The organism is Rhodococcus sp. IEGM 1305 (assembly GCF_030058635.1).
GTDB lineage: Bacteria > Actinomycetota > Actinomycetes > Mycobacteriales > Mycobacteriaceae > Rhodococcus_F > Rhodococcus_F opacus_D.
This window is the reverse complement of sequence record NZ_JASHKX010000010.1, coordinates 66,493-91,380: the sequence shown is the minus strand read 5'-3', so window position 1 is coordinate 91,380 and position 24,888 is coordinate 66,493. Positions and strand designations below refer to the sequence as shown.

Sequence of the window (24,888 nt, the reverse complement as noted above, 5' to 3'; positions counted from 1 at the left end):
TCGCCCTCATGAGCGCCCAGGAATTCGCCGCCCGCCTCCGCGGCCGGGAACGGATCGTCGGCTATTGGTCCGTGATCGACAGCCCGGTGTCGACGGAATGGCTCGCCCACGTCGGCTGGGACTACATCGCCCTCGACCTCCAGCACGGCCTGATCGGATACTCCGGCATGGTCGCGGGACTCACCGCCATCGATGCCTCAGGCTCAACGGTCGGCATGATCCGGGTCGAGTCGAACGATCCGACGCCGATCGGCCGGGCACTCGACGCCGGCGCGGCAGGAGTGATCGTTCCACTGGTGAATACGGCAGAGGAAGCTGCCCGAGCCGTTGCTGCCGCCACGTACCCCCCTGCCGGCGTTCGCTCGTACGGGCCGATGCGCTCACAACTGCGGATCGGCCCGACCCCGGCGGATGCCAACCGCGACACGGTCGTCGTCGTGATGATCGAGACGCCGCAGGGTCTGGCGAATGTGGAAGAGATCTGCGCCGTCCTCGGACTCGACGGGGTCTACGTCGGGCCGTCCGACCTTCGCCTCGCCGTGGGTGGTGCGCACCCGAACGATCCGACCGTCGACGACGAGTTCGAGGCGGCCGTGGCCCGCGTCCGTGAGGCTGCCGCGGCAGCAGGCATCGCGGCGGGCATCCACACCCCCGACGGTGCGGTAGCGGCTCGGCGACTCGCGGAGGGATACACGTTCGCGACGGTCGCTTCCGACCTCACCCATCTCAAAGCCGCCTCTGCCGCGCACCTCAAAGCCGCGACCGGGGAATGACAGGCGCTCCGCGCCCGTGCGCCTTTTTGGTTGTTCGCGCTACCAAAAAGGCGCACGGGCGGCGAAGCCGCCTGATTCTGGATTCCTTGCCCGAGGAAGAGATGCAACGAAGGATCGAATCATGCCTGACATCATCGAGTTGATTTTCGACGACCACGAGTGGTTCCGACGACAGTTCGCCGCACTGGACGAACTGAAGGCTCGACGCCGGGTGGACATCACTGCCGTCGAGGCGGTGTGGACCCCGTTGGCGAAACGCTTGGATCTGCACGCTGCAGCCGAAGAGGAAATCTTCTATCCCCAGCTTCTCCGCATCGGCGAGGAGGACGCCGAGGAAGAAACCCTCGACGCGATCGGGGACCACAACGACATCCGCGACGGTGTCCGAGCCGCGGCGGGATACCCCATCCTCTCCGAGGAGTGGTGGGCGGAAGTCGGCCGAACGCGCCGGGCCAACGACGAGCACATGGCCGAGGAGGAACGCGAGGGGCTGGCAGATTTCCGGACCGCCCCGGCAGAACTTCGCGAGTCGCTCGGGCGACGCTTCGCCGAATACTTCCTCGTTCACCGTTCCACGAAAGATGTGGACACCTCGGACAAAGATCCGCAGGAGTACGTCCGGGAGGTCGAGGAGGAACTCGACGAGGACAGCAGCGCGGGGTCGCTTCGGATCGGAAGCTTGAAGGGCCGGTAACGACGCACTCCCCACATCACAGACCGCGCGGTCTGTGTTCTATAGTTCGGCGGGTCCGCGGCATCGGGCCGACCGGTTCTGTGGGGAGATGGGGTTGTGGCGCGAGTTTCCCGTCCGGTGCCCGATGCGCTTCCCCCGATGTCGTTCGAGCGGACCGTGCCGCGCAGGTACGTCCATCGCCAGTCCGTGGCCGAGGTCTTCCTCACCGACTGTGTGTCGCTACCGGGACCGGATCGGTTCGTGCTCGCCGCGCAGTGGCCCCGCCTGCACGGCTTCTACCGCGCCCGGGGTGGGCGCTACGACACCATGCTGCTGGCGGAAACGCTCCGGCAGACCGCGATCTACCTGGGACATACCCGCTTCTCCGTTCCGCTGCCGAACCGGTTCGTCATGCAGCACCTCCGGGTGCAGGCGGTGCCCGGCGCGCTCGAGGTGGGCGCCGCGGCCGCCGACGTGATCGTCGAGGTCGCTGTGTCCGAGCACGTGTACCGCGGTGGGGCGATGTCCGCCTTCCGGGTGGACCTGCGGTTCCGGCTCGGCGGACAGGATGTGGGCACCGCGACGGGTCATGCAGCAGTGTTTCCGCCGGCCGCGTACTCGCGGGCCCGGTGGGGTGAGCACGGACCGCGGTCGATCGGGGCGCCGTGGTGTCCCGTACCCGCCCCGGCGGGGCTGGTCGGTCACGTCGACGACGCGCACGTCGTCCTGGGTCCCCGGTGTTCCGAGAACGAGTGGGAGTTGCGGATCGACGACGCGCACCCCGTGCTGTTCGACCATCCGTGTGATCACATTCCCGGGATGCTGATGCTCGAGGTATTCCGGCAGGCCGCCTGCGCCCGGCTCGACGTGCCGGAAGCGCACCTCGTTTCGCTGGGCGCCACGTTCCACCGTTTCGCCGAACTCGACGAGCGGGCCACGATCCGGCTGGACGTGGTGGACGACGGCGCGCTGTCGATCCGCGGATCGTTGGTACAGGGCGGAGTGGCGGTCGTGCGAGGCACCGCGGCGCTGGCGCCTACCGCGGTGAGCGCATGCGCGCGCTAGTCGGCGTCGTCGGGTGTCCAGCGGGCCCGGCGGATCCGGGCGATGTCCTGATGCCGGGTCGCGGGCATGATCCCGGGGAGCAGGAAACCCCACATGTCGTCGACACGTTGTTCGAGGTCCGTGCGCTGCGTCAACACCTGGGACACGGTCTGGACGCCGGTGAAGGCGCCGATGACGAACCGCGCCAGCCTCGGCGGGTCGATGTCCGGGAGGAGATCTCCCTGCTCGACGGCCCGCGTGGCGAGCATCTCGCAACTGTTGATCCAGTCGAGATAGGGGTCGGCGGGGCCCTGGTCGTCGGCGCTGAGTTCGAGGGTGATCCGGATACCGGCCCGCACGATCGGGTCGTTCACGATCTGCCGGGCCATCTCGTGACAGAGCATCACGATCTGCTCGATCGCCGACACCTGCTCGCGGCCGATCGCCTCGACCGACGCGATGGAGATCCGGTGTTGCTCGCCGATGATGAATCGCGCCAGATCCTCTTTGGAGCGGAAATGGAAGTACAAGGCCCCCTTCGTGATTCCAGCGTTCTCGACGATGTTGCCGAGTCTGGCTCCTTCGAACCCCGACTTCTCGAACATCTCCGCCGCCCCGCGGACGATCTGCTGTCGGGTCGCCGCAGCACGCGCCTGCTGAACCACGTTCACACCTTTCCCTGCCGCACGAGAGAAGAACGATGACGATGAAAGCGCGGACTACGCGCCCATTGCCCGGAGAGACGGTACCAGCGTCGACCGCGACCGACGACGGTCGAACACCCTCCACGCCGGTCCGTGTCGCGGTGGTGGGAGCCGCGGGCTTCGTCGGATCGGCCACCGTGACGGCACTGGCGTCGGCCGGAATCCAGTGCACCGCGGTGGCGCGCACACCTCCACACACCGACATTCCGGGCGTCGTGTCGGCCCGGGCGGATCTGACCGATCCGGCGAGCCTCGAAACAGCGCTCACCGGCGCCGATGTCGTGATCCATGCCGCCTCCTACACCGGGAACGACCCGGCGCACTGCGTCGCCGTCAACGTCGCGGGCACCGAGAATCTGCTTGCCGCCGCGGCCCGGAACGGCATCAGCCGGGTGATCTACGTCAGCACCATCGGCGTGTACGGGTCCGGGCCGCACAGCGGAATCGGCGAGTTCGATGCCACGCCCGCACCCGTCTCGGCGCTGAGCGCGAGCAGGCTGGCCGCCGAACACCGCGTCCTCGAATGGGGTGGTTGCGTCGTCCGGCCCGGCTTCGTCCACGGCCCCGGCGACCGCTGGTTCGTTCCCGGCTTCATCCAGATCGTCGAGGCGTTGGGGGCCTGGGTCGACGAGGGACGATCCCGGATCTCGATCATCTCGGTGAACGACCTCGCCCGACTCCTCGCCGCCCTCGCCGCGCAGTACCCCGCACGCACCGGCGACGTGTTCCACGCCTGCCACCCCGACCCGGTGACCGTCCGCGAACTCGGGCAGGCACTCGCGGACTCGGGCCGCCTCCGACTGCCCGCCACGAGTCTCACCTTCGACGACGCGGTGACCGCCGGCGCCCGGCACGGTCTCCCCGAACGACATCTCGACCTGATCGGCCGCGACCACTGGTACGACCCCACCCGCCTGTGGACCGCCACGGCTGCGACCGTCGGTCACGGTCCTTTGGACCACTTCCCGGCGTGACGTCCGTCGACGAGTCCAGGGACGAACATCCAGTCTTCGTCCGCCGTCCGCGAGCGGGGTGTATACCCGGATAGAGGATGATTTCCCCCACCTGACGGAGTGTCGAGATGGCCCTTCTCGCCGAGATCGTCGTGGACACCGAAGGCGACAGCCGGGTAGTGGTCCTGTTTCCCATGATGTGGTTGTTCTTCGCGGTCCTGGTCACGTTCATCGTCACCCGGACCATCACCCGCCGTATCCGGTCGCGGTCGGGAGCGGCGCCCACGGACGACGGCACGGAGTCGGGGGGCGGGCTGATCAACGACATCACCGTCGGCGGAGTGCACCTGCACCACCAGGTTTTCGGGATCCTGTTCATGACGCTGGCCGGGCTGGCACTGATCGCCACCACCCCGGAGGGCACCGCGCTCAACGTGTTCGCCGCCCTCTTCGGAGTGGGCCTCGCACTCACCTTCGACGAGTTCGCGCTGTGGGTGCACCTCGACGACGTGTACTGGAGCACGTCCGGCCGGAAGTCGGTGGACGCAATCTTCTGCGCGCTCATGATCACCGGTCTGATGATCGGCGGCGCCGAACTCGTGACCGGCCGGATCGGCACCCCGGAGTGGTGGTCGTCGATCGGCTATCTGGCCATCTCCCTCGCCATCTCGGTGATCTGCATGCTCAAGGGCAAATTCGTCACCGGGATCGTGGGGATCGTGTTCCAGCCGGTGGCGATCATCGGCGCCATCCGCCTCGCCAAACCCGACTCCTGGTGGGCGATGCGCCGCTACCCGAACAAACCGCGCCGGATGGCCCGTGCCCGGTCACGATTCGGCGAGCGCTACCACGCCCGCTGGAACCGGGCACGCGACTTCGTCGCCGGACCACCGGACGTCCGTGAGGCCGGGATGCGGTGATCTGGGCCGTCAGTCGTCGTCGGCCGTCCGCGACCGCCCCATCATCTCCAGCCCGGCCATCGCCTTCTCGGCGCCCGCCTCGTCCACCTTATCCATGGCGAAACCCATGTGGATGACGATCCAGTCGCCCGGTTCCAGGCTGACGTCCTCGGGCAGCATGCCGACGTTCACCTTGCGCTGTTCGCCGACGACGTCGACGAGCGCGAGTTGATTGCCGTAGCCGTCCAACATGCGCACCACCTGACCGGGAATACCGAGACACATGATTCAGCCCTCCGTCCCGTCCGGTTGCAGCGTTGCCGCGGAGTCGGACTCCAGCAGTTGATCCACGATCTCGAACACCATGCCGACGGCCGGTCCTACGGCGGCCTCGACCCGCGGTGAGAGCCCGATTCCCTCGCCGGTGTTCGCCACCTGGCAGCCGAGAACCACGGTCCGCGGCAGGGTTCCGCCGAGCGCGCGTAGGCTCCCGAACACCGCCCCCGGATCCATGCTGTGCGCGTCGAGCGGCGCAACCGGGACGGAATCGGGTCCCACCTCGAACGCCCTCAGCGCCCCGGGCTCACCGCGGCCGGGCACCGCGTCCACCAGCAGCAGAGCGCCCCACCCGTCGAGCAACTCGTAGGCCAGATGCGTTCCACGAATGCCGAAGTCGACGGCGCGGACGCCCGGCGGCAGCGACCTCGTCGCGACCCCGCGCAGCACCTCGGGTCCGAAACCGTCGTCGCCGAAGAAGATGTTGCCCACACCGGCAACCAGAACCCGCCTGCCCACCGTCACGCGCGTCTCACATTTTCCGGATACGCAGATATCGTCTGATGTCGGGTATCGCGATGACGGCGATCGCGACACCCGCGACCGCAACCAACGCCAGAGCCGCGGTGGTCATCTCTCCGAGAATCTTCATGGCTGTCCATCCTTTCCGGTGTCTGCCGAGACCGGCTCCACCTCGTCCGGGGCGAAGTACAGATACCGTCCGTACCACTCGTGCAACTCCGACGCAGGGTCGTCCTCCAGCACGACGCCGACGTGGGTGCCACCGTCGACGTCGGCGTGCACGGTCACCACGCGAGCCAGCTGTCCCGCGAAGAACAGGTCCTGGGCGTCGGCGCGCCGCGACGGGTGGATCCGCACCACAGTGCCCTTCGCCACCCGGACGCCGTTCACGATCACGCCGTCGACGTCGGGGCGAACGGCTGTGTCGGCGTCCGGATCCCACCACGGCGTGTCGTCGGTCAGTTCCGGGACGAGACCCATGTCGGGGAGGCCCGGGTCCGGGAGGTGCGGGTCCGGGAGGTGCGGATCTCGGAGGATGCCGTGCATCTGGGCGAGCGTCGCCGGCGACATCTGGTCGCACCGGTCGATGATCTGGGCGGCGAGCGGGTCGGTGGCGCGGGCCTGTCGCTTCTCCTCCTCGGTGAGGGTCATGACACGCAGAGTGAGGATCTCGTCGATCTCGGTGGCGTCGAACAGTGCCCCGTCGCTCTGCTCGGCCACCTCGGGGTGGTCGTACAGGATGATCGGCGACACCAGGACGAGGTCCGTCTCCCCCGGCAGCCCGGCCAGCACCGGGTAGCACCGTTCGTGCGCGCACGTGCCCGCGAGTTGCTCCGCCTCCGCGGGAGGTTCGAGGAGTGAGACGAACTCGGTGTTCTCGGCCGCCAGGATCAGATGGGCGCCGATCAGCGACTGCCGGATCGCCGAATCCTTGCCCCAGACTCCCGCGTCCCGCGGTTCGGTGTCCCAGCCGGCGGCGTCTTGCGCGGTGGTCACGTTCTCGACCGACACCCGCACCCGGTTCAGCCCGTCGACGCCGTCGCTGCCCACCGTCACGACGGCGTGTGCGGGCCACCGGGTGCGCACCACCCGGCCGGCGAGGGATCCGTCCTCGCCCCGCAGTTCCTCCACCTCCGTGCCGCCGTCGATGTGGACGTCGAGGTTGCGTTCGCCCGGCCACTCCGCGGGGCGCAGGATGCCGAGATCGAATTCGCGCTCCACCGCCTCGTCCCAGCTGAGCCAGCTCGCGCCCGCGACGGTCAGTTCGTCGACGGGAACGAACTCCGCCGAGTCCGCCACCGCGCGTTCGATGCTGCGCACCTGAAGCTGCAGGAATCGGAGGGTGACGTTCACCCCCGCTCCGGTGCCTGCCCGCATCAGGGTCTGACAGGACATGCGCGGTTCCTCGCCGACCCCCGACTTCGCCGCACCCGACGGTCCGAGGACGCCGAACTGCCACCGCGACTGATTCTTCGACGAACTCGCACGATACGGATACAGCAGGTAGCCCTCGTACAGGACCGCGTCGGCCACGGCACGTACTCGCTGCAGGGACGCCGGGGAGATCATGCGATCACCTCCCCGGCTCCCTGCAGCAGGTCCGAAATGGCGACGTCCAGTCCGATCAGACCGTGCGCCGCCTTGTAGCGCGCCAGCGCGGCGAGCGTGTCGTGGTCGAGGCGCACCCACCCCGTGTTCGGGTAGTGCGCCCGAACCAGTTCGCGCCACACGCCGACCGGCAGGTCGTAGGTCGACTCGCGGTCCCACGGGATCCGTTCCACCCCGAAACCGGCGACGCCGCGGGTGAAGACCGTCCCGCTGAACAGGAACACCAGCGGCACCGTCGACCCGGCCTCGTCCAGGGCGTGCAGATACTTCGAGGCCGTGACCTCGAAGTCGTACGTGCACGGCAGCGGCAACTCCACCACACTCGACCCGGTGAACCCCTGGGCCACGGTGCTGGTCTGCATCCATTGGAAGGGTTTGAGCGTGGCCGTCCACCGCTCGCGGGGCCCGAACAGATCGAGGAGGCCCTCCGCCTCACCGTCCGTGTAGCGGCGGCGTTGCGGGTCGATACGGACCTGGCACCGGACGGCCATCGCGTGCACGGCGGCACCGCTGGACTCCGTCACCTCAACTCGCGCAGTGAGATTCGGCGCAACCGCGAACGGTTCCGGGAACACGTCCTCCACGTGGAACGACAATTCGGTCACGTCGGCTCCTTCGCGACGCGACTGCGCGCACGCACCGTCTCGAAGAACGTGTCGATGACCCGGCGGGCGTCCTGGCCGCCGTCGAATCCCCGCCACACCTGCCGCAATTCGCCCACCAGCTGGTAGCAGGCGTCGATTGGGACGAGGTAGCACTCGGGGTCGCCGCCACCGTGTTCGGGGACCCGCAGCAGCAACGCCTCCGTGTCGGCGGACAGCCCGCCGAGCACCGGGTTGGCCGCGAGGACGCCGTCCCAGGCGTCGAGGGGCAGCTCCGACTCGGTGGCGCCTGCCGGACCGGGATAGAAGGCGACGGTCTTGGCCAGCAAGGAGTTCCGGAACACGAAGGCGAGCCCGACGGGGATCTCCAGTTCATCCCAGCGACCCGGTGCGAGTTCGAAGTCGGGGAACGACAGGTAGCGTTCCGGGACGGCCCGGAAGCGCAGTTCGGCGCTCTCGTCGGTGAACAGCAGGTAGCACCCACGGCACACGCACATCAGTTGCCGGTCCTGAACGTTCACGACGTGCTGATGCGCGTCGGCGATCGGCACGGCGCACATGTCGCACCGTTCCCCGACCACCGGTGCGGGCCGCTCGGACGCGATGCGCTGCAGGATGCGCAGCCCGTTCCCTGACGGGCTCATCACGCCACCTCCGCGGCGGGCACCGCGACGGACACGACCCCGTCACGCACGAGGACCGGCAGCGGCGAAAGCGGTTCGGCATCGGCGTCGCCGTCCAGGCGGAGGCCCGCCCGGCGCGGGTCGAAGTGTGCCCGGCACGACGGACAGCGCAGCACCGCGTCCCCCACCTGCCCGCCCGCCTTCCGTTGCAGCGTGGCCCCGGCCAGCGAGTTGGTGCAGGCGGCGCAGCGGTCGCGGTAGGCGAACAACTGCTCCCCGATCCGGCACACCATAATCGGGAGCCCGGCCACGGAGAATCCGGCCACCTCACCGGGCGCGAGGTCCTCGAGTTCGGGCACCGACACCCATGTCCCGGTGCCACTCGATCCGTCGGACCCGTCCGGATGAACATGGGAGAACAGTGATTCCGCGGCAATCAGCCCGGACCCGGCCGCGGGGGTGGCACCCACCACCTCGATATCCACGGTCTCCGGTGCGGCGGCCAGCACGGCGTCCTTGACGGCGAGTTCCAACGTCACCGCCGAGGACGGACAGCTCTGACAACTGCCGGTCAGCCGAAGCCGCACCACACCCTCCACCACGCCGAGCAGTTCGACGTCGCCGCCGTGGGAGCCCAGATAGGGGCGCACACTGTCGAGTGCTGTCGCGACCCTCGTCTCGACGTCGTGCGGATGGAGTCCGTTCACCAGCAGCAGACTGGCCACGAGTTCGTCGGCGGCGAGTCGTTCGACGAGGTCGTCGTCGCGTTCACCGATGATCTCGAGGACACGCTGCAGCCCGGCGCCGTAGAGTTCGACCACTTCGCGGACCAGTTGCTCGGCGCGCTCACGTGCCACCGAGCCGCCTGTCGAACTCGCGTCCAACAGGCTGTCGATCCTCTCGCCGGCTGTCCGCCACCGATCGGGGTCGTCTCCTACTTCGTCACTCCCCCACGTCTCCGATCCGCCACTCTCCATGCGTACCTCGTCACTCGCCGGTCACGGACTGGGTGGGCGAATGCAGCTTCTCCAGCGTCTTTCCCTCGCCGAGATACATGTGCACGCCACAGGGCAGGCAGGGATCGAAACTGCGGACGGTCCGCATGATGTCGATGCCCTTGAAGTGCTCCCGATCGTTCTCCTCGAAGATCGGCTGACCCTGCACCGCGTCCTCGTACGGCCCCGGCGTACCGAAGCTGTCGCGGGGATTGGCGTTCCATGGGGTCGGCGGATACGGGTGGTAGTTCGCGATCTTGCCATCGCGAATGACCATGTGGTGCGACAGGACTCCGCGCACCGCCTCCGTGAAGCCGCAGCCGATGCCCTCGTCGGGGACCTCGAACTTCTCCCACGTCTTCGTGTGCCCGGCCCGGATCTCGGCGAGCGCCTTCTCCGCGAAGTGCAGCGCACACGCCGCCGCGTACGCCTGGAAGTAGGTCCGCGCCCGGTCACGCTCGATCGTGTTGCTGCCGTACTGCGGGATCTTCCATTCGAACTCGACCGGGCCCTTCAGCGCGGTCTTCGGCAGGTTGATCTTCACGCTGTGACCGGTCGACTGCACGTACCCGATGTCGACGAGGCCCGCGAGGGCGGTACTCCAGAGTCGGGCCAGCGGCCCGCCGCCGGTGTCCAGCGCGAGATGGTCGGTGCCGTCGAACCACCGCGGCGACATCACCCAGCTGTACTTGTCTTCCATGTCGCGTTTCTGCGGGTGCGGGTTGGTGTGCTGGTTCCACGGATGCCTGCGGTCGACCGGGTTCCCGAGCGGATCGTTCTTCACGAACATCTCCTGGTCGGTCCAGTCGTCGTAATACGAACTGCCCAGCAGGATTCGGATACCCAGATTGATGTCGACGAGGGACGTCGTGATCAGTTTGCCGTCCACCACGATGCCGGGCGTGACGAACATGGCCCGTCCCCACTTCTCCATGTCCTTGTAGGAGAAGTTGCACACCGCGGGATCCTGGAACGACCCCCAGCAGCCGAGGAGCGTCCGGCGCAGGCCGACCTTCTCGTAGCCGGGCATCGCCTCGTAGAAGAAGTCGAACAGGTCGTCGTGCATGGGGACGACCTTCTTCATGAACTCCACGTAGCGCATCAGACGCGTCGTGTAATCGGTCATCAACTGGATCGTCGCGACCGTGCCCACGCCACCCGGATACAGGGTGGACGGATGGACGTGCCGACCTTCCATGAGGCAGAACATCTCTCGCGTCCACCGGCTGACCTGCAACGCCTCCCGATAGAACTCGCCGGTGAACGGGTTGAGCGAACGCATGATGTCGGCGATGGTCTTGTAGCCGTGCTCGCCGGCGTGCGGCGCCTCCGTCTTCTCGGCCTGCGCGAGCACCCCCGGATTGGTCTCGGAGACCATCTTCTCGCAGAAGTCCACACCGACGAGGTTCTCCTGGAAGATGTTGTGGTCGAACATGTATTCCGCGGCCTCGCCGAGGTTGACGATCCACTCGCCGATGTGCGGGGGCTGCACGCCGTAGGCCATGTTCTGGGTGTAACACGAACACGTCGCATGGTTGTCACCACAGATGCCGCAGATGCGGCTCGTGATGAAGTGGGCGTCGCGCGGGTCCTTACCCTTCATGAAGATCGAATAGCCGCGGAAGATCGACGAGGTGCTATGACACTCCACGACTTCCTTCTGCTTGAAATCGATCTTCGTGTAGATGCCCAGGCTGCCCACGATGCGCGTGATCGGATCCCACGCCATCTCGACCAGGCCGTCGGATTCCGACTTGTGCGAAGGTTCCGGAATGATCGTTGTCATCGACGTACCTCTCAGTGTTCGAGGCCGTCGGACTACCGCCCGAGACCCCGAGCGGGACTACCAGGTGCGTGTGGCGCCCGTGGTCAGTTTCGTACCGCGACTGCGCCAGTGCGGCTCTTTGTCCAAGGTGGTCTTGGTGATCTTGCGGAGACTCCGAATGGCGGATCCGTACAGTCCGGACGCCGCAGTGGAGATCTTGCCGCCCGGCGGTTCGTCCATGAACGGCATGAACTTGTCCGGGAATCCCGGCATCGTGCACCCGATGCAGATACCGCCCACATTCGGGCACCCACCGACACCGTTGATCCAGCCCCGCTTCGGGACGTTGCACTTGACGACCGGACCCCAGCACCCCAGCTTCACGATGCACTTGGGCGAGCCGTACTCGGTGGCGAAATCACCCTGCTCGTAGTAGCCGGCGCGGTCGCAGCCCTCGTGCACCGTGGCCCCGAACAGCCACTGCGGACGCAGAGCGTCGTCGAGCGGAATCATGGGCGCCTGCTCGGTGGCCATGTAGAGGAGATACGTCAGCGTCTCCGACAGATTGTCCGGTTGGATCGGGCAGCCGGGTACACAGACGATCGGGATGCCCGCCTTCGACTTCCAATCCCAGCCGAGATAGTCGGGAACGCCCATCGCACCGGTCGGATTCCCCGCCATCGCGTGGATACCGCCGTATGTGGCGCACGTCCCGGCCGCGACGATCGCCGTCGCCTTCGGAGCGAGACGATCGAGCCATTCACTCGTCGTCACCGGCTGACCGGTCTCGGGATTGTTGCCGAAACCGCACCAGTAGCCCTCGTCGTGAAGCTGCTCGTTCGGGATGGAACCCTCCACCACCAGGACGAACGGTTCGAGTTCGCCGCGATCCGCCTTCCAGAACCACTCCAGGAAGTCGTCGGCGCCGCCCTCGGGGCCGTTCTCGAAGTCGATCAGCGGCCAGTGAACGGCCACTTTGGGCAGGCCCGGCAGGGCTCCCAGAGCAATCTCCTCGACACTGGGCTGCGTCGCAGCCGTCAAGGCCACCGAATCGCCGTCGCAACTGAGTCCCGCATTGATCCACAGCACGTGAATCAGGGTGTCCTCGGCGTTGATTGCTTCCTGTGTCGGCATATCAGGTCGCTTTCCGGAGTGAACACAACTCCTGTCGCCACCGGAGTCGACCGTCGGCCCACCTGTGTGGCGCTGATATTTATTTAGCTCCGCCGTCGAGCGGATGTCAACGGTCCTCGGCGCGTCGCACCGGGCAGTTCGACCCCGTCGTGTAGGGGCGTCATTGCTTCGCAATCCAGTCGTACCACTGCGCAATGCCCTGACCCGTCGTCGCCGACAACGTGATCACCTGCAGATCCGGGTTCACCGACCGCGCATACTTCGTGCAGAGATCGACGTCGAAGTCCACGTACGGCAACAGGTCCGCCTTGTTCACGATCACCAGGTTCGCCGCCGCGAACATGTGCGGATACTTCAGCGGCTTGTCCGTCCCCTCGGTCACCGAGATCACCACCACCCGGCTCTTCTCACCGAGATCGAACAGTGCCGGACAGACCAGGTTCCCCACGTTCTCGATGAACAGCAGCGAGTTCGGCTCGGGGTCGAGGGCGGTCAGAGCGTCCCGCATCATCTCCGCGTCAAGGTGACATCCCGCGCCCGTGTTCACCTGCACCACAGCACATCCCGTCGCCTTGATGCGGTTGGCGTCGAGCATCGTCTCCTGGTCGCCCTCCACCACCGAGACGCGTCGCTGCCCACCGATGTCGGCGATGGTGCGTTCGAGCAGCGTCGTCTTCCCCGATCCCGGCGAGCTCATCACGTTCAGCGCGAGCACCCCACGTCCGGCCAGCCAGCCCCGGTTGCGCTCCGCAGTGAGGTCGTTCTTCGCCAGCACCTTCTGCTCGAGGGTCACCGTCTCGGTCGCCTGCTCGTGGGGGTGTTCGTGAGTATGCGGGTGCTCGTGGTCATGCGGGTGGTCGTGCGGGTGGTCGTGGTCGTGCGGGTGGTCGTGGTCGTGCGGGTGCTCGTGGTCGTGCGGGTGCTCGTGGGGCACCGTGATCCTGGTTCCGGTCTCGTCTCCGCATCCACAGGTGGCACACATTTGCGTCAGCTCACTTCCATAGAGAGGATTCGTAGTTCCCGACCCGACGTGACCTCCACGTCCGCACTTCCGCACGGGCACAGCAACACCAGGTCCGTGAGCGCGAAATCCTCGCCGCACTCACGGCAGTGCGCACCGCCCGGGGTGTGGTCGATGTCGAGACGGGCACCGTGCGCGACGGTCCCTTCGGTGACCAGTTCGAAACAGAACTGCATCGAATCGGCGACCACGGCCGTCAACGCCCCCACCTGTACGCGCACACTGTGGACCGTCCGTCCCGCGGCGGTCTCGCAGACGGCGTCGACGACGCTCTGGGTGATTGCCAACTCGTGCATCACGGCCCCGTTCAGGACTCGTCACCTGTGGATTCGAGCGTAGCGCTTCGCGCCCGTGAGTACTTATTAACCGCCCGCGGTTAATAAGTACTCACAGCAGACGTAGTCTGAGGATCCGCCATCCACTTCAGGGAGGGCGCATGGACGCCTGGACCATCCGAGACTTCGAACCGGAGGATCTCGAGGCTGTCGTGCGCATGGACAGCAGTTCCACCACCACGGACCAACTGCCCCTGTTCGCACTCTCGGACGTGGTGGGGAGTCTGTTGAACCGTCACCCCGCGGTCGTCGCGACGAGGGACGGGCACATCATCGGGACGGCGGTCGCTCGCGTCGATGAGGACCGCGCCTGGGTCATGCGGATCTCCCTCGATCCCGAATGGCGTGGGCAAGGGCTCGGCAGCGCCCTGTTGTCGCAGCTCGAGCACCGGCTCCTCGCCAGAGGAGTGCGACGGGTGGCCGCCCTCCTCCCCGAAGGGGAGACCGGTGCCACCGCGCTGAGCAATTCCGGATTCACCGCCCGCAGCGGAGTCACGTACTACGAGAAACTCGGGACGGTGTCGCCCCGCACGGCCGGGGTCCTGGCGACGCTCGGCGGCGCGGTACCGCCCGCCGGACTGTGGAAACAGGTCGCCGGCATGACGCGGGAGAAATCGCTGATCGAACGCAAGATCGTGCTCCCGCTGTCGCGGCCCGCGCTGGCCGCCGACCACGGCGTGGCACCGCCGCGCGCCGTGGTCCTGTTCGGACCACCGGGAACCGGGAAGACGACGTTCGCGCGTGCCATCGCCAGCCGACTCGGCTGGCCGTTCGTCGAACTGTTCCCCTCGCGGCTCGCGGCCGGCGAGAACGGTCTCGCCGCCGGTCTCGGGGAGGCGTTCACATCGATGGGCGAACTCGAGCACGTCGTCGTCTTCATCGACGAGGTGGAGGAGGTGGCGGCGCGGCGCCGGCCCGGATCGCAGTCCGTCGGGGTGGTGAACGAACTGCTGAAATCGATCGTCCACTTCCGTGAACGCGGCGGACGGTTACTGGTGTGTGCCACCAATTCCGTTCGCGCACTGGATGATGCGTTCCTACGTCACGGACGTTTCGACTACGTGCTGCCGATCGGCGCGCCCGACGCGGAGGCCCGGCACGCCCTGTGGGAGCGCTACCTCGGCAACGAGCAGGTCGACGTGTCCGCCCTCGTCGCCGCGACCGAGGGCTACACGCCCGCCGACGTCGCGCACGCGGCACGGACCGTTGCGCAGGCGACGTTCGAGTGCAGCGTCGACTCGGGTGGACGCTGCCATGCCGGCACCCAGGACTACCTGGACGTGATCGGCACGGTGCGTCCCACCCTCACCGCCGAGATGATGCAGGCGTTCACGGAGGACATCGCCGGTCACGCCCGCACCTGACCTGTGAGTACTTGTTAACCGCCCGCGGTTAACAAGTACTCACAGGCGTTCGATGATGGTGGCGTTGGCAGTGCCGCCGCCTTCGCAGATGGTCTGCAGACCGTAGCGGCCTCCGGTGCGCTCGAGTTCGTTGAGGAGGGTGGCCATCAGCTTCGTGCCGGTCGCGCCGAGTGGGTGGCCGAGGGCGATCGCGCCGCCGTTGACGTTGACCTTCGCCGGGTCGGCACCGATCTCCTTGATCCATGCGAGGACGACCGGCGCGAAGGCCTCGTTGATCTCGATCAGGTCGATGTCGTCGATGCTCAGGCCCGTCTTCTCCAGCGCGTAACGCGTGGCGGGGATCGGGGCGCTGAGCATGAAGATCGGGTCGGCGCCCCGGGCGCTGAGGTGGTGGATGCGGGCACGGGGAGTCAGGCCGTACCTCTCGACCGCTTCCGGTGAGGCCAGCAGCACCGCACTCGCACCGTCGGAGATCTGGCTCGCGACTGCGGCCGTGAGACGTCCCCCGTCGGTGAGGGTCTTCAGCGCCGCCATCTTCTCGAGGCTGGTCTCGCGGGGACCCTCGTCCGTCGTCACGTCACCGAACGGGACGATCTCGCGGTCGAAGCGACCTTCGGCGATGGCCGTCCGCGCCCGCTCGTGGCTCTGCAACGCCCAGCGCTCGAGTTCCTCGCGGCTGATGTCCCACTTGTCCGCGATCAGTTCGGCGCCGTTGAACTGCGACACCTCCTGGTCGCCGTAGCGTTCCGTCCAGCCCGTAGATCCGCCGAACGGGGTGTCGAATCCGTACTGCTGACCGACCATCATCGCCGAGGCGATCGGGATCTGGCTCATGTTCTGCACACCGCCTGCGACGATCAGGTCGGCGGTGCCGCTCAGGATCGCCTGCGCACCGAAGTGCACGGCCTGCTGACTCGACCCGCACTGCCGGTCCACCGTGACGCCCGGGACCTCTTCCGGGTAGCCGGCGGCCAGCCACGCGGTGCGGGCGATGTTGCCCGCCTGCCCGCCGATCGCGTCGACGCAACCGAAGACGACGTCGTCGACACCGGCCGGGTCGATGCCCGTGCGCTCGACGAGGGCCTTGATGACGTGCGCACCCAGGTCGGCGGGATGCACGCCGGACAGGCCGCCGTTCTTCTTGCCGATCGGTGTGCGGACGGCGTCGACGATGTAGGCCTCGGTCATGTGAAACTCCTAGTCAGTGGTGGGGACTCGCAAGTCCGTCGAGGACGATCGAAAGGTATTGCTTGGCCACGGTGTCGACCGTGACGGAGCCACCGGGCCGGTACCAGCGGACGGCGACCCAGGCGGTGTCGCGGAGGAATCGGAAGGCGAGCTCGACGTCGATGTCGGACCGGAAGCTGCCGTCCTTCACACCCGCCTCGAGCACACCCATCCACAGCTCGCGGAATTCGGTGTTCAGTTCGGACAGGTACCCGAAACGCTCGTTGGCGACGAGGTGCTTCACCTCGTCCTGGTAGATCGCGACCGCGGAATGCGACGCGTCGATCGCCTCGTACGACGTGGTGACCAGTGCTTCGAGGGTCGCGCGACTGTCGAGTCCGGACGCGACGATCTCGCGGTACTTGCCGAACAGGTCGTCGAGGAAGCCCCGTAGAATCTCGTCGACCATCGACTCCTTCGAGTCGAAGTGGTGGTACAGGCTGCCCGACAGGATGCCCGCGGCGTCGGCGATGTCGCGCACGGTGGTGGCCCGCAGGCCGCGTTCGGCGAACAGGGTGGCCGCGATGTCGAGGAGTTCGGTCCGGCGTCCGGACTTGCCGGACGTGTCGTCGGCGGGGGGTGGCGTCATCGTCACATCCTATCAACCAAGCGCTTGTTAGGGCCTTCGGCCCCGTGCGCCTTTCTGGTTGCTGGAGCTACCAAAAAGGCGCACAGGGCGGCTACGCCCTCTGCGACGAGATCGACACGACCTCGCCGGTGAGGTAGGTGGTGTAGTCGCTGGCGAGCATGGCGATGGTGGCGGCGATTTCCCACACCTCGGCGGCGCGGCCGAACGCCTCGTCGGACGCCAGCTTGTCGAGGAGTTCCTCGCTGGTCACCTTCGCGAGGAAGGCGTGCCTCGCGATGGACGGCGCGACGGCGTTGATCCGGACGCCGTACTCGGCGGCCTCGATCGCGCTGCACCGGGTCAGCGCCATGACGCCGGCCTTCGCGGCCGCGTAGTGCGCCTGCGAGTGCTGCGCCCGCCACCCGAGGACGGACGCGTTGTTGACCAGTACGCCGTTGTGCGGGGCCTCCTTGAAGTAGCGCAGTGCGGCGCGGGTGGCCCGGAACGTTCCGTTCAGCGTGATGTCGAGGACGCGGTCCCACTCCTCGTCCGTCATGTCGACGAGCGGGGTCTCGCCGCCGAGCCCGGCGTTGTTGACGAGCACGTCGATCCTGCCCAGCGCGTCGGCGGCCCCGGAGATCAACGCGTCCACCTGTTCCGTACTGGACACGTCACACGTCAGCGCCTCGACCGCCTGCCCAGGGAACTCGGCGGCGAGTTTCTCCTTGGTCTCGAGGAGGCGACGCTCGTGCCAGTCGGACACCAGCACGTCGGCGCCCTCGAGCAGGGCGCGTCGCGCGGACGCGAATCCGATGCCGGTGCCCGCCGCGGCGGTGACGACGACCTTCTTGCCTTTCAGCAGGTCGTGGCCCGGAGTCTCGACGGGCGCGGTGGCGAGCGGAGTAGTAGTCATGAACGGGCCTCTCGGGGAAGTCCGAGCACGCGCTCGGAGATGATGTTGCGCTGGATCTCGTTGGATCCGCCGTAGATCGTGTCGGCGCGGGTGAAGAGGAAGAGCCTCTGCCAGTCGCCCAGTTCCAGATGTTCGGGGTCCGTGACGTCGGACGACGGATCGGCCGGGGCGAGCAGCGACGCCGCGCCCTGCACTTCCATGGCCAGCTGTCCGAGGTCGCGGTGCCAGTTGGCCCAGAGCAGCTTCGCGACGGACGCCTCCGCGCCGGAGGTCCCGGCGTCGACCGCTTCCAGGGTGCGCAGGGCGTGTGCCCGCATCACCCGCAGCCCGACCCACGCGCGGGCGATCTTCTCGCGGATGCTGGGGTCGGTCGCCGCACCGTTGGCCTTCGCGAGGTCGACGACGCCCTGCAGTTCGCGGGCGAAACCGATCTGCTGCCCGAGCGTGGACACGCCGCGCTCGAAGGTGAGCAGACCCATCGCGACCCGCCAGCCGTCGCCGGGCTCCCCGACCACCAGATCCGCGTCGGTGACGGCGTCGTCGAAGAACACCTCGTTGAACTCGGACGTGCCGGTCAACTGCTGGATGGGCCGGACCGTGACGCCGGGCTGGTCGAGCGGGACGAGCAGGAAGCTCAGGCCCTGGTGCCGCTTGGATCCCGGTTCGGTGCGGCAGAGGACGAACGCCCACTGGGCGACGTGCGCGAGGGACGTCCAGACCTTCTGCCCGTTGATCACCCACTTGTCGCCGTCGCGGCGCGCGGTGGTGGCGACGTTGGCGAGGTCGGAACCGGCGCCCGGTTCGGAGTAGCCCTGCGCCCACAGTTCGGTCACGGTGTTGATGCCGGGAAGGAAGCGACGCTTCTGTTCCTCGGTGCCGAACGCGATGAGCGTCGGGCCGAGCAGTTCCTCGCCGACGTGGCTGACCCGCGCCGGCGCCCCCGACTTCGCGTACTCCTGATGGAACACCACCTGCTGCGCCAGGGTGGCTCCGCGCCCGCCGTGCTCCTTCGGCCAGCCGAGGCAGGTCCATCCCGCCGCGGCGAGATGACGGTCCCACGCGAGCCGTTCCTCGAAGAACTCGTGCTCGCTGCCGGGGCCGCCCTTGCCTTTCAGCCGGGCGAACTCGCCGGTGAGGTTGTCGTTCAGCCACGTCCTGACGGTCTGCGCAAAGTCGTCGTCGGTGATCAGCCCGTCCGGGCTCTCGCTCTGGTCCACGTCTGTAAGATAACCTACCAAGCACTTGCTAGGTAGGTAGGGAGCCCAGTGACCGAACAACCGACAACCACCCCGTCCGCCCTGAATCGGGCCGCACGCGAATTCGGCGAGCTCACAGCCGTGGCGGACGGCGACGTCCGTCTGACCTTCACACAACTGCACGACCGTGTCCGCGATTTCGCCGCCGCACTCAGCTCACAGGACGTGCGGCCCGGCGATCACGTCGCGGTGTGGTCGCCCAACACGTATCACTGGGTGGTCGCGGCGCTCGGCATCCACTACGCCGGCGCGACTCTCGTCCCGATCAACACCCGGTACACGGCCACCGAGGCCCTCGACATTCTCGAGCGCACCAAGACCACCGCACTGGTGGTCGCGGGCAAATTCCTCGGCACCGACCGGTACGCGGCGCTGCGCGACGAGTCGAGCACCCTCGACCTGCCGACCGTCGTCCGGGTTCCGGTCGACGGCGGCGACGCCGAGGTTCCCGGAGTCTTCGACTTCGACGACTTCCTCGCCCTCGCCGACGAGGACACGCGCGCCGAGGCCGACGCCCGCGCGGCCGCCGTCTCCCCCGACGACGTCTCCGACGTCATGTTCACGTCGGGCACGACGGGCCGCAGCAAGGGCGTGATGAGTGCGCACCGGCAGTCGGTGGGCATCGCGCAGGCGTGGGGCGAGTGCGCCGAGGTGACCTCCGACGACAACTACCTGATCATCAATCCGTTCTTCCACACCTTCGGGTACAAGGCGGGGTTCCTGGTGTGCCTGCTGAACGGGGCGACGGTAGTGCCGATGGCGGTGTTCGACGTTCCGAAGGTGATGGCGACCGTGCACGACGAGCAGATCACCGTGCTCCCCGGCGCCCCCACGATCTTCCAGTCGATCCTCGACCACCCCGACCGCCCGAAGTACGACCTGTCCAGCCTGCGGGTCGCGATCACGGGCGCGGCCGCGGTTCCGGTCGCACTGGTCGAACGGATGCAGTCGGAGCTGAGCTTCGACGCCGTCCTCACCGCCTACGGCCAGACGGAGGCGGTGGTGGTCACGATGTGCCGGACCGACGACGACCCGGTGACCGTGTCGACGACGTCGGGTCGCGCCATCCCCGGGATGGAGGTCCGGATCGGCGACCAGGGCGAGATCCTGGTGCGCGGCGAGAACGTGATGCTCGGCTACCTCGACGACCCCGAATCGACCGCCAAGACCATCGATGCGGACGGCTGGCTGCACACCGGCGACGTCGGCACCCTGGACGACCGCGGTTACGTCGACATCACCGACCGCCTCAAGGACATGTACATTTCCGGCGGTTTCAACGTGTATCCCGCTGAGGTGGAGAACGCTCTTGCCCGACTCGACGCCGTCGCGGAGTCTGCCGTCATCGGTGTTCCCGACCAGCGGATGGGCGAGGTCGGGCGGGCCTACGTGGTCGCCAAGCCGGGCTCGACGCTCGCCGAGGACGACGTGGTCGCGTTCTGCAAGGAGCGACTCGCCAACTTCAAGGTGCCCCGGTCGGTGCGCTTCGTCGACTCCCTCCCCCGGAATCCCTCCGGGAAGGTCATGAAAAACGTTCTGCGTGAGGAGAAGAAATGACGGTTCCGGACGAGGGTGACGTCGTCACCTACGAGGTGCGTGACGGTGTCGCAGTCGTGACGCTCAACCGCCCCGACTACCGCAACGCCCAGAACTCGGTGATGACGTACGCCCTCGACGCCGCGTTCGAGCGCGCGGTCGAGGACGACGACGTGAAGGTAATCGTCCTCGCAGGCAACGGGAAGCACTTCAGCGCCGGGCACGACATCGGGACCCCGGGCCGGGACCATCACGTGCACTACGACAACAAGGCCGTCATGTGGTGGGACCACGTCGACAAACCGGGTGGGGACCAGCGGTTCGCCCGCGAGATGGAGGTCTACCTCGGGATGTGCCGTCGCTGGCGCGAGATCCCGAAGCCGACCATCGCGATGATCCAGGGCGCGTGCATCGCCGGCGGCCTGATGCTGGCGTGGGTGTGCGACCTCATCGTGGCGTCGGACGACGCGTTCTTCTCCGATCCGGTCGTACGTATGGGCATTCCGGGGGTCGAGTACTTCGCGCACCCGTGGATGCTCGGACCGCGGTTCGCGAAGGAAATCCTCTTCACCGGCGACCGGTTCACCGCGCAGCGCGCGTACGAGGTGGGCATGGTCAACCGCGTCGTGCCCCGCGAGGACCTGGAGCAGGAGACCCTCGCCATCGCCGGACGCATCGCCGCCATGCCCCGGTTCGGGCTCGCGCTCACCAAGAAGGCCGTCAACCAGTGCGAGGACCAGATGGGCATGCGGAACGGCATGGACTCCGTCTTCGGCCTCCACCACTTCGCGCACGCGCACAACGCCGAGATCGACACCGATCCGCTCGGCGGCATGGATGCCAAGTCGATGGCGGCCAGTGCGCGCAACTCGAACGAAGGGGCGAAGTAAGTGGATCTCGAGTTCGACGACGCCACCGTCGCCTTCCGCGAGGAGGTGCGAACCTTCCTGCGCGACAACGTTCCCGCCGAACCGCTGCCGTCGATGGACACCGCCGAGGGTTTCGAGGCGCACCGCGAGTGGGAACGGACTCTCGCCGACGCCCGGCTGTCAGTGGTGTCGTGGCCGGAGGAACTGGGCGGACGGGACGCGTCGCTGCTGGAATGGGTGGTGTTCGAGGAGGAGTACTACCGCTCGGGTGCGCCCGGACGCGTCAGCCAGAACGGCATCTTCCTGCTCGCCCCGACACTGTTCGAGCACGCGAACGCCGAGCAGTTGGCCCGCATCATGCCGCGGATGGCCCGCGCCGACGACATCTGGGCGCAGGCCTGGTCGGAGCCGGAGTCGGGTAGCGACCTCGCGTCGCTCCGTTCCACCGCGCGGCGCGTCGACGGCGGCTGGGTGCTGAACGGGCAGAAGACGTGGAGTTCGCGGGCGAGCTTCGCGGACTGGGGTTTCGGGCTGTTCCGGTCCGACCCGGACGCCCAGCGACACAAGGGCATCACCTACTTCATGTTCGACCTGCGCTCGAAGGGTGTCACCGTGCGCCCGATCGATCAGCTGGACGGTGAACCCGGTTTCGCGGAAATCTTCCTCGAGGACGTCTTCGTCCCGGACGACCCCGCGAACCCCGGCGAGTCCGGAGTGATCGGCGGCGTGAACGAGGGCTGGCGCGTGGCGATGAGCACCGCGTCCAACGAACGCGGACTGTCGCTGCGCAGCCCGGGCCGTTTCCTCGCGACGGTCGACCGGCTGGTCGAACTGTTCCGGGACAGCGGCCACACCGACGACACGGCCCTGCGGAACAAGGTCGCCGACGCCTGGATCGGTGCCCGCGCCTACCAGCTGAACACGTTCGGCACCGTCACCCGGCTCGCCGATGGCGGGCAGCTGGGCGCCGAATCGTCGATCAACAAGGTGTTCTGGTCGGAATGGGACATCGCCACCCACGAGACCGCACTCGAACTGCAGGGCACCTCGGCGGAGCTCGCGGACAACTGGATGGACGGTTACCTGTTCTCCCTGTCCGGCCCGATCTATGCCGGCACCAACGAGATTCAGAAGAACGTGATCGCCGAGCGGCTGCTCGGCCTACCGAAGGCGGATCGATGAGATTCACACTCGACTCCTCCCATCAGGACTTCGCGTCCAGCATCGACGCCCTGCTGTCGAAGGCGGACATGCCGGCGGTGATCCGGTCGTGGAACACCGGCGACACGGGTCCGGGCCTGAAGGTGTGGCAGCGCCTCGCCGAGACCGGCGTCAACGGACTGCTCATCGCGGATGAGCACGACGGCCTGGGCGCCGACGCCGTCGACCTCGTCGTGGCCGTCGAACAACTCGGACGTCATGCCGTTCCCGGTCCGGTGGCCGAAACCGTCGCGGTCGCGCCCGCCCTGCTCGCGCAGGTGACCCCGGACCGGTTGGCGGCGTTGGCTTCCGGTTCGCTCGCCACGGTCGCGGCCGCGCCGCACGTCCCGTTCGCCGTCGATGCCGACTCGGCCGACCTCGTCCTGCTCGTCGACGGTGCCACGGTGCGCCTCGGAAAGGCCGGGGCGGTGCAGACCTCGGTGGATCAGTCGCGACGGCTGTTCCCACTGACCGCCGGCGACGCCCTCGGCGACGCCGACTTCGCGCCCGCGTTCGATCTCGGCGCCCTGGCCACCGCCGCCCAACTGCAGGGACTCGGACAGACCCTGCTGGACGTGACCACCGACTACGCCAAGCAGCGCAAGCAGTTCGGCAAGGTGATCGGACAGTTCCAGGCCATCAAACATCACCTGGCCGAGGTCGCGGTCGGGCTGGAGATGTCGCGGCCGCTGCTGCACGGTGCGGCCATGTCGGTGCGGGACGGGTCCGTCGACAGTTCCCGGGACGTCTCGGCGGCGAAGGTCGCGTGCGGGGATGCCGCGTACCGGGCGGCGCGGGTGGCGCTGCAGGTGCACGGCGCCATCGGCTACACCCAGGAACACGACCTGTCGCTGTGGCTCACCAAGGTCCGGGCACTGGTCACCGCCTGGGGCACGCCGGCGTTCCACCGCGGCCGCGTCGTCGACTCGCTCGTGGAGGCGTCATGAGTTTCGACAACGAGGAGCGGGCGGCGCTCCGGTCGTCGGTCCGGGATCTGCTGGGTAAGCATTCCAACTCGGCCGCCGTCCGCCGGGCGATCACCACCGACCACGGTTTCGACGACGCCCTGTGGTCGAAGCTGTGCGAGCAGATCGGCGTTGCCGCGTTGGCCGTTCCGGAGAAATACGACGGAGTGGGGGCCTCGCTGCTGGAAGTGCATGTGGTGCAAGAAGAACTGGGCCGCACGCTGACGCCGTCGCCGATGCTGGGCAGCGCCGTGCTGGCCGCGCAGGCGCTGGTGCTGTCGGGGGACGACGACGCGTGCGCCCGACTGCTGCCCGGCATCGCGGCGGGTTCGGTGGCCGCGCTGTGCTGGGCAGGTGCGGGCGGCTGGTCCGGATTCGGGGTCACCGCGTCGGGCGAGACGCTGTCGGGGACGGCGTCGTACGTGCTCGGCGGTGACGTCGCGGACGTGCTGCTGGTTCTCACGTCCGAAGGCCTGTTCGAGGTGGACCCGTCGGCGGACGGCGTGACGCGTCGTCGCGTCCCGGCGATGGACCCGACGCGTCCGCTGTCGGAGGTCGTGTTCGACGGGGTCGCGGCGCGGAGGCTCGTCTCCCCCACCGACCTCGTCGACCAGGTGCGCACGGTCGCACTGGTCGCGTTGTCGGCGGAACAGGTGGGTGCGGCGGCCGCGGCGCTGGAGCAGACGGTCGAGTACGCGAAGTCACGCAAGCAGTTCGGCCGGGCGATCGGATCGTTCCAGGCCCTCAAACACCGCATGGCCGACATGTACGCCCTCGTCGAGACGGCCCGCTCCATGTCGTACGCCGCGGCGCTGTCGGGGACGCACGAGGACGCCGTCATCGCGAAGGTGTACTGCTCGGAGGCACTGCAGCACGTCGCGGCGGAGGCCATCCAGTTGCACGGCGGCATCGCGATCACGTGGGAACACGACGCGCAGCTGTACTTCAAACGTGCGCACGGGAGTGCACAGCTGTTCGGGCAGCCGCGGGAGTACCTGCCCGAGCTCGCCTCGGCGGCCGGACTGTAGGCGGCTTCGCCGCCCGTGCGCCTTTCTGGTAGCTG

General features: G+C 67.7%; 27 protein-coding genes. 11 read left to right on the top strand and 16 right to left on the bottom strand.

Going from position 1 to position 24,888, the window contains the following annotated elements; all coding sequences use genetic code 11:
• Positions 1-8 precede the first annotated feature (8 nt).
• The 3 genes from QM693_RS17315 to QM693_RS17305 all read left to right on the top strand — a co-directional run bounded on the left by QM693_RS17315 (position 9) and on the right by QM693_RS17305 (position 2,511).
• On the top strand, positions 9-773 hold the full coding sequence (locus QM693_RS17315; protein ID WP_283352953.1) for an HpcH/HpaI aldolase family protein: 765 nt from the start codon (positions 9-11) through the stop codon (positions 771-773).
• Between the two features lie 121 nt (positions 774-894).
• Entirely contained in the window at positions 895-1,467 is a 573-nt protein-coding gene (locus QM693_RS17310) for a hemerythrin domain-containing protein (RefSeq protein ID WP_283352952.1), read from the top strand.
• 96 nt (positions 1,468-1,563) lie between these two features.
• The gene (locus QM693_RS17305; protein ID WP_283352951.1) at positions 1,564-2,511 is read left to right on the top strand and encodes a ScbA/BarX family gamma-butyrolactone biosynthesis protein; all 948 of its coding nucleotides are present in this window, start codon (positions 1,564-1,566) and stop codon (positions 2,509-2,511) included.
• On the opposite strand, the gene QM693_RS17300 is transcribed toward QM693_RS17305, so the two are convergent.
• Entirely contained in the window at positions 2,508-3,155 is a 648-nt protein-coding gene (locus QM693_RS17300; protein ID WP_005244660.1) for a ScbR family autoregulator-binding transcription factor, read from the bottom strand. The genes QM693_RS17305 and QM693_RS17300 overlap by 4 nt on opposite strands.
• Positions 3,156-3,190: 35 nt before the next feature.
• Between QM693_RS17300 and QM693_RS17295 the strand changes: the two genes are divergently transcribed.
• Both QM693_RS17295 and QM693_RS17290 read left to right on the top strand, forming a co-directional pair.
• Complete coding sequence (locus QM693_RS17295; protein WP_283352950.1) at positions 3,191-4,168, top strand: NAD-dependent epimerase/dehydratase family protein; 978 nt, start codon at positions 3,191-3,193, stop codon at positions 4,166-4,168.
• A gap of 107 nt (positions 4,169-4,275) precedes the next feature.
• The gene (locus tag QM693_RS17290; RefSeq protein ID WP_283352949.1) at positions 4,276-5,067 is read left to right on the top strand and encodes a hypothetical protein; all 792 of its coding nucleotides are present in this window, start codon (positions 4,276-4,278) and stop codon (positions 5,065-5,067) included.
• Positions 5,068-5,076: 9 nt separating this feature from the next.
• Here the strand turns inward: QM693_RS17290 and QM693_RS17285 are convergent, their stop codons facing one another.
• The 11 genes from QM693_RS17285 to hypA form a co-directional block, all read right to left on the bottom strand.
• A complete protein-coding gene (locus QM693_RS17285; RefSeq protein ID WP_283352948.1) occupies positions 5,077-5,331 on the bottom strand; it encodes a HypC/HybG/HupF family hydrogenase formation chaperone in 255 nt (84 codons plus the stop codon).
• Positions 5,332-5,334: 3 nt separating this feature from the next.
• A complete protein-coding gene (locus tag QM693_RS17280) occupies positions 5,335-5,847 on the bottom strand; it encodes a hydrogenase maturation protease (protein ID WP_280778935.1) in 513 nt (170 codons plus the stop codon).
• A gap of 7 nt (positions 5,848-5,854) precedes the next feature.
• Positions 5,855-5,974 carry a DUF6893 family small protein gene (locus tag QM693_RS37855; RefSeq protein WP_397517833.1) on the bottom strand — a complete coding sequence of 40 codons (120 nt, stop codon included), beginning with the start codon at positions 5,972-5,974 and terminating at the stop codon, positions 5,855-5,857.
• Entirely contained in the window at positions 5,971-7,413 is a 1,443-nt protein-coding gene (locus QM693_RS17275; protein ID WP_283352947.1) for a hypothetical protein, read from the bottom strand. The genes QM693_RS37855 and QM693_RS17275 overlap by 4 nt, the downstream gene beginning before the upstream one ends.
• Entirely contained in the window at positions 7,410-8,057 is a 648-nt protein-coding gene (locus tag QM693_RS17270; protein ID WP_283352946.1) for a DUF6084 family protein, read from the bottom strand. Before QM693_RS17270 ends, QM693_RS17275 begins: the two co-directional genes overlap by 4 nt.
• Positions 8,054-8,698 carry a DUF5947 family protein gene (locus tag QM693_RS17265; RefSeq protein ID WP_283352945.1) on the bottom strand — a complete coding sequence of 215 codons (645 nt, stop codon included), beginning with the start codon at positions 8,696-8,698 and terminating at the stop codon, positions 8,054-8,056. Before QM693_RS17265 ends, QM693_RS17270 begins: the two co-directional genes overlap by 4 nt.
• Entirely contained in the window at positions 8,698-9,654 is a 957-nt protein-coding gene (locus QM693_RS17260) for a NifU-related iron-sulfur-binding protein (RefSeq protein ID WP_283352944.1), read from the bottom strand. Before QM693_RS17260 ends, QM693_RS17265 begins: the two co-directional genes overlap by 1 nt.
• Before the next feature lie 10 nt (positions 9,655-9,664).
• On the bottom strand, positions 9,665-11,458 hold the full coding sequence (locus tag QM693_RS17255) for a nickel-dependent hydrogenase large subunit (RefSeq protein ID WP_005258616.1): 1,794 nt from the start codon (positions 11,456-11,458) through the stop codon (positions 9,665-9,667).
• 57 nt (positions 11,459-11,515) lie between these two features.
• Positions 11,516-12,571, bottom strand: coding sequence for an NADH-quinone oxidoreductase subunit B family protein (locus QM693_RS17250; protein WP_005244678.1), 1,056 nt, complete (start codon positions 12,569-12,571; stop codon positions 11,516-11,518).
• 160 nt (positions 12,572-12,731) lie between these two features.
• Positions 12,732-13,553 (bottom strand): hydrogenase nickel incorporation protein HypB, encoded by an 822-nt coding sequence (gene hypB, locus QM693_RS17245; RefSeq protein ID WP_283352943.1) that lies wholly within the window; start codon positions 13,551-13,553, stop codon positions 12,732-12,734.
• A gap of 5 nt (positions 13,554-13,558) precedes the next feature.
• Positions 13,559-13,888, bottom strand: a complete 330-nt coding sequence (hypA, locus tag QM693_RS17240; protein ID WP_005244680.1) for a hydrogenase maturation nickel metallochaperone HypA — start codon at positions 13,886-13,888, stop codon at positions 13,559-13,561.
• 140 nt (positions 13,889-14,028) lie between these two features.
• On the opposite strand from hypA, the gene QM693_RS17235 reads away from it, so the two are divergent.
• A complete protein-coding gene (locus QM693_RS17235; RefSeq protein WP_283330477.1) occupies positions 14,029-15,291 on the top strand; it encodes an ATP-binding protein in 1,263 nt (420 codons plus the stop codon).
• Positions 15,292-15,330: 39 nt separating this feature from the next.
• Here the strand turns inward: QM693_RS17235 and QM693_RS17230 are convergent, their stop codons facing one another.
• The 4 genes from QM693_RS17230 to QM693_RS17215 all read right to left on the bottom strand — a co-directional run bounded on the left by QM693_RS17230 (position 15,331) and on the right by QM693_RS17215 (position 19,216).
• Positions 15,331-16,479 carry an acetyl-CoA C-acetyltransferase gene (locus QM693_RS17230; RefSeq protein ID WP_280778942.1) on the bottom strand — a complete coding sequence of 383 codons (1,149 nt, stop codon included), beginning with the start codon at positions 16,477-16,479 and terminating at the stop codon, positions 15,331-15,333.
• A gap of 13 nt (positions 16,480-16,492) precedes the next feature.
• On the bottom strand, positions 16,493-17,107 hold the full coding sequence (locus QM693_RS17225) for a TetR/AcrR family transcriptional regulator (protein WP_283330476.1): 615 nt from the start codon (positions 17,105-17,107) through the stop codon (positions 16,493-16,495).
• A 91-nt stretch (positions 17,108-17,198) separates the two neighbouring features.
• Positions 17,199-17,999, bottom strand: coding sequence for an SDR family oxidoreductase (locus QM693_RS17220; protein WP_283352942.1), 801 nt, complete (start codon positions 17,997-17,999; stop codon positions 17,199-17,201).
• Positions 17,996-19,216 (bottom strand): acyl-CoA dehydrogenase family protein, encoded by a 1,221-nt coding sequence (locus QM693_RS17215; protein WP_283352941.1) that lies wholly within the window; start codon positions 19,214-19,216, stop codon positions 17,996-17,998. Before QM693_RS17215 ends, QM693_RS17220 begins: the two co-directional genes overlap by 4 nt.
• A 48-nt stretch (positions 19,217-19,264) precedes the next feature.
• On the opposite strand from QM693_RS17215, the gene fadD3 reads away from it, so the two are divergent.
• Genes fadD3 through QM693_RS17190 form a run of 5 tightly spaced genes read left to right on the top strand, consistent with a single transcriptional unit; the run spans position 19,265 to position 24,853 of the window.
• Positions 19,265-20,812, top strand: coding sequence for a 3-[(3aS,4S,7aS)-7a-methyl-1,5-dioxo-octahydro-1H-inden-4-yl]propanoyl:CoA ligase (fadD3, locus tag QM693_RS17210; RefSeq protein WP_283352940.1), 1,548 nt, complete (start codon positions 19,265-19,267; stop codon positions 20,810-20,812).
• Positions 20,809-21,681 carry an enoyl-CoA hydratase gene (locus tag QM693_RS17205; protein ID WP_283330472.1) on the top strand — a complete coding sequence of 291 codons (873 nt, stop codon included), beginning with the start codon at positions 20,809-20,811 and terminating at the stop codon, positions 21,679-21,681. Before fadD3 ends, QM693_RS17205 begins: the two co-directional genes overlap by 4 nt.
• Entirely contained in the window at positions 21,682-22,842 is a 1,161-nt protein-coding gene (locus QM693_RS17200; RefSeq protein WP_283352939.1) for an acyl-CoA dehydrogenase family protein, read from the top strand.
• Positions 22,839-23,807 (top strand): acyl-CoA dehydrogenase family protein, encoded by a 969-nt coding sequence (locus QM693_RS17195; protein WP_283330470.1) that lies wholly within the window; start codon positions 22,839-22,841, stop codon positions 23,805-23,807. Before QM693_RS17200 ends, QM693_RS17195 begins: the two co-directional genes overlap by 4 nt.
• Complete coding sequence (locus QM693_RS17190) at positions 23,804-24,853, top strand: acyl-CoA dehydrogenase family protein (protein ID WP_283352938.1); 1,050 nt, start codon at positions 23,804-23,806, stop codon at positions 24,851-24,853. The genes QM693_RS17195 and QM693_RS17190 overlap by 4 nt, the downstream gene beginning before the upstream one ends.
• Positions 24,854-24,888: the final 35 nt, after the last annotated feature.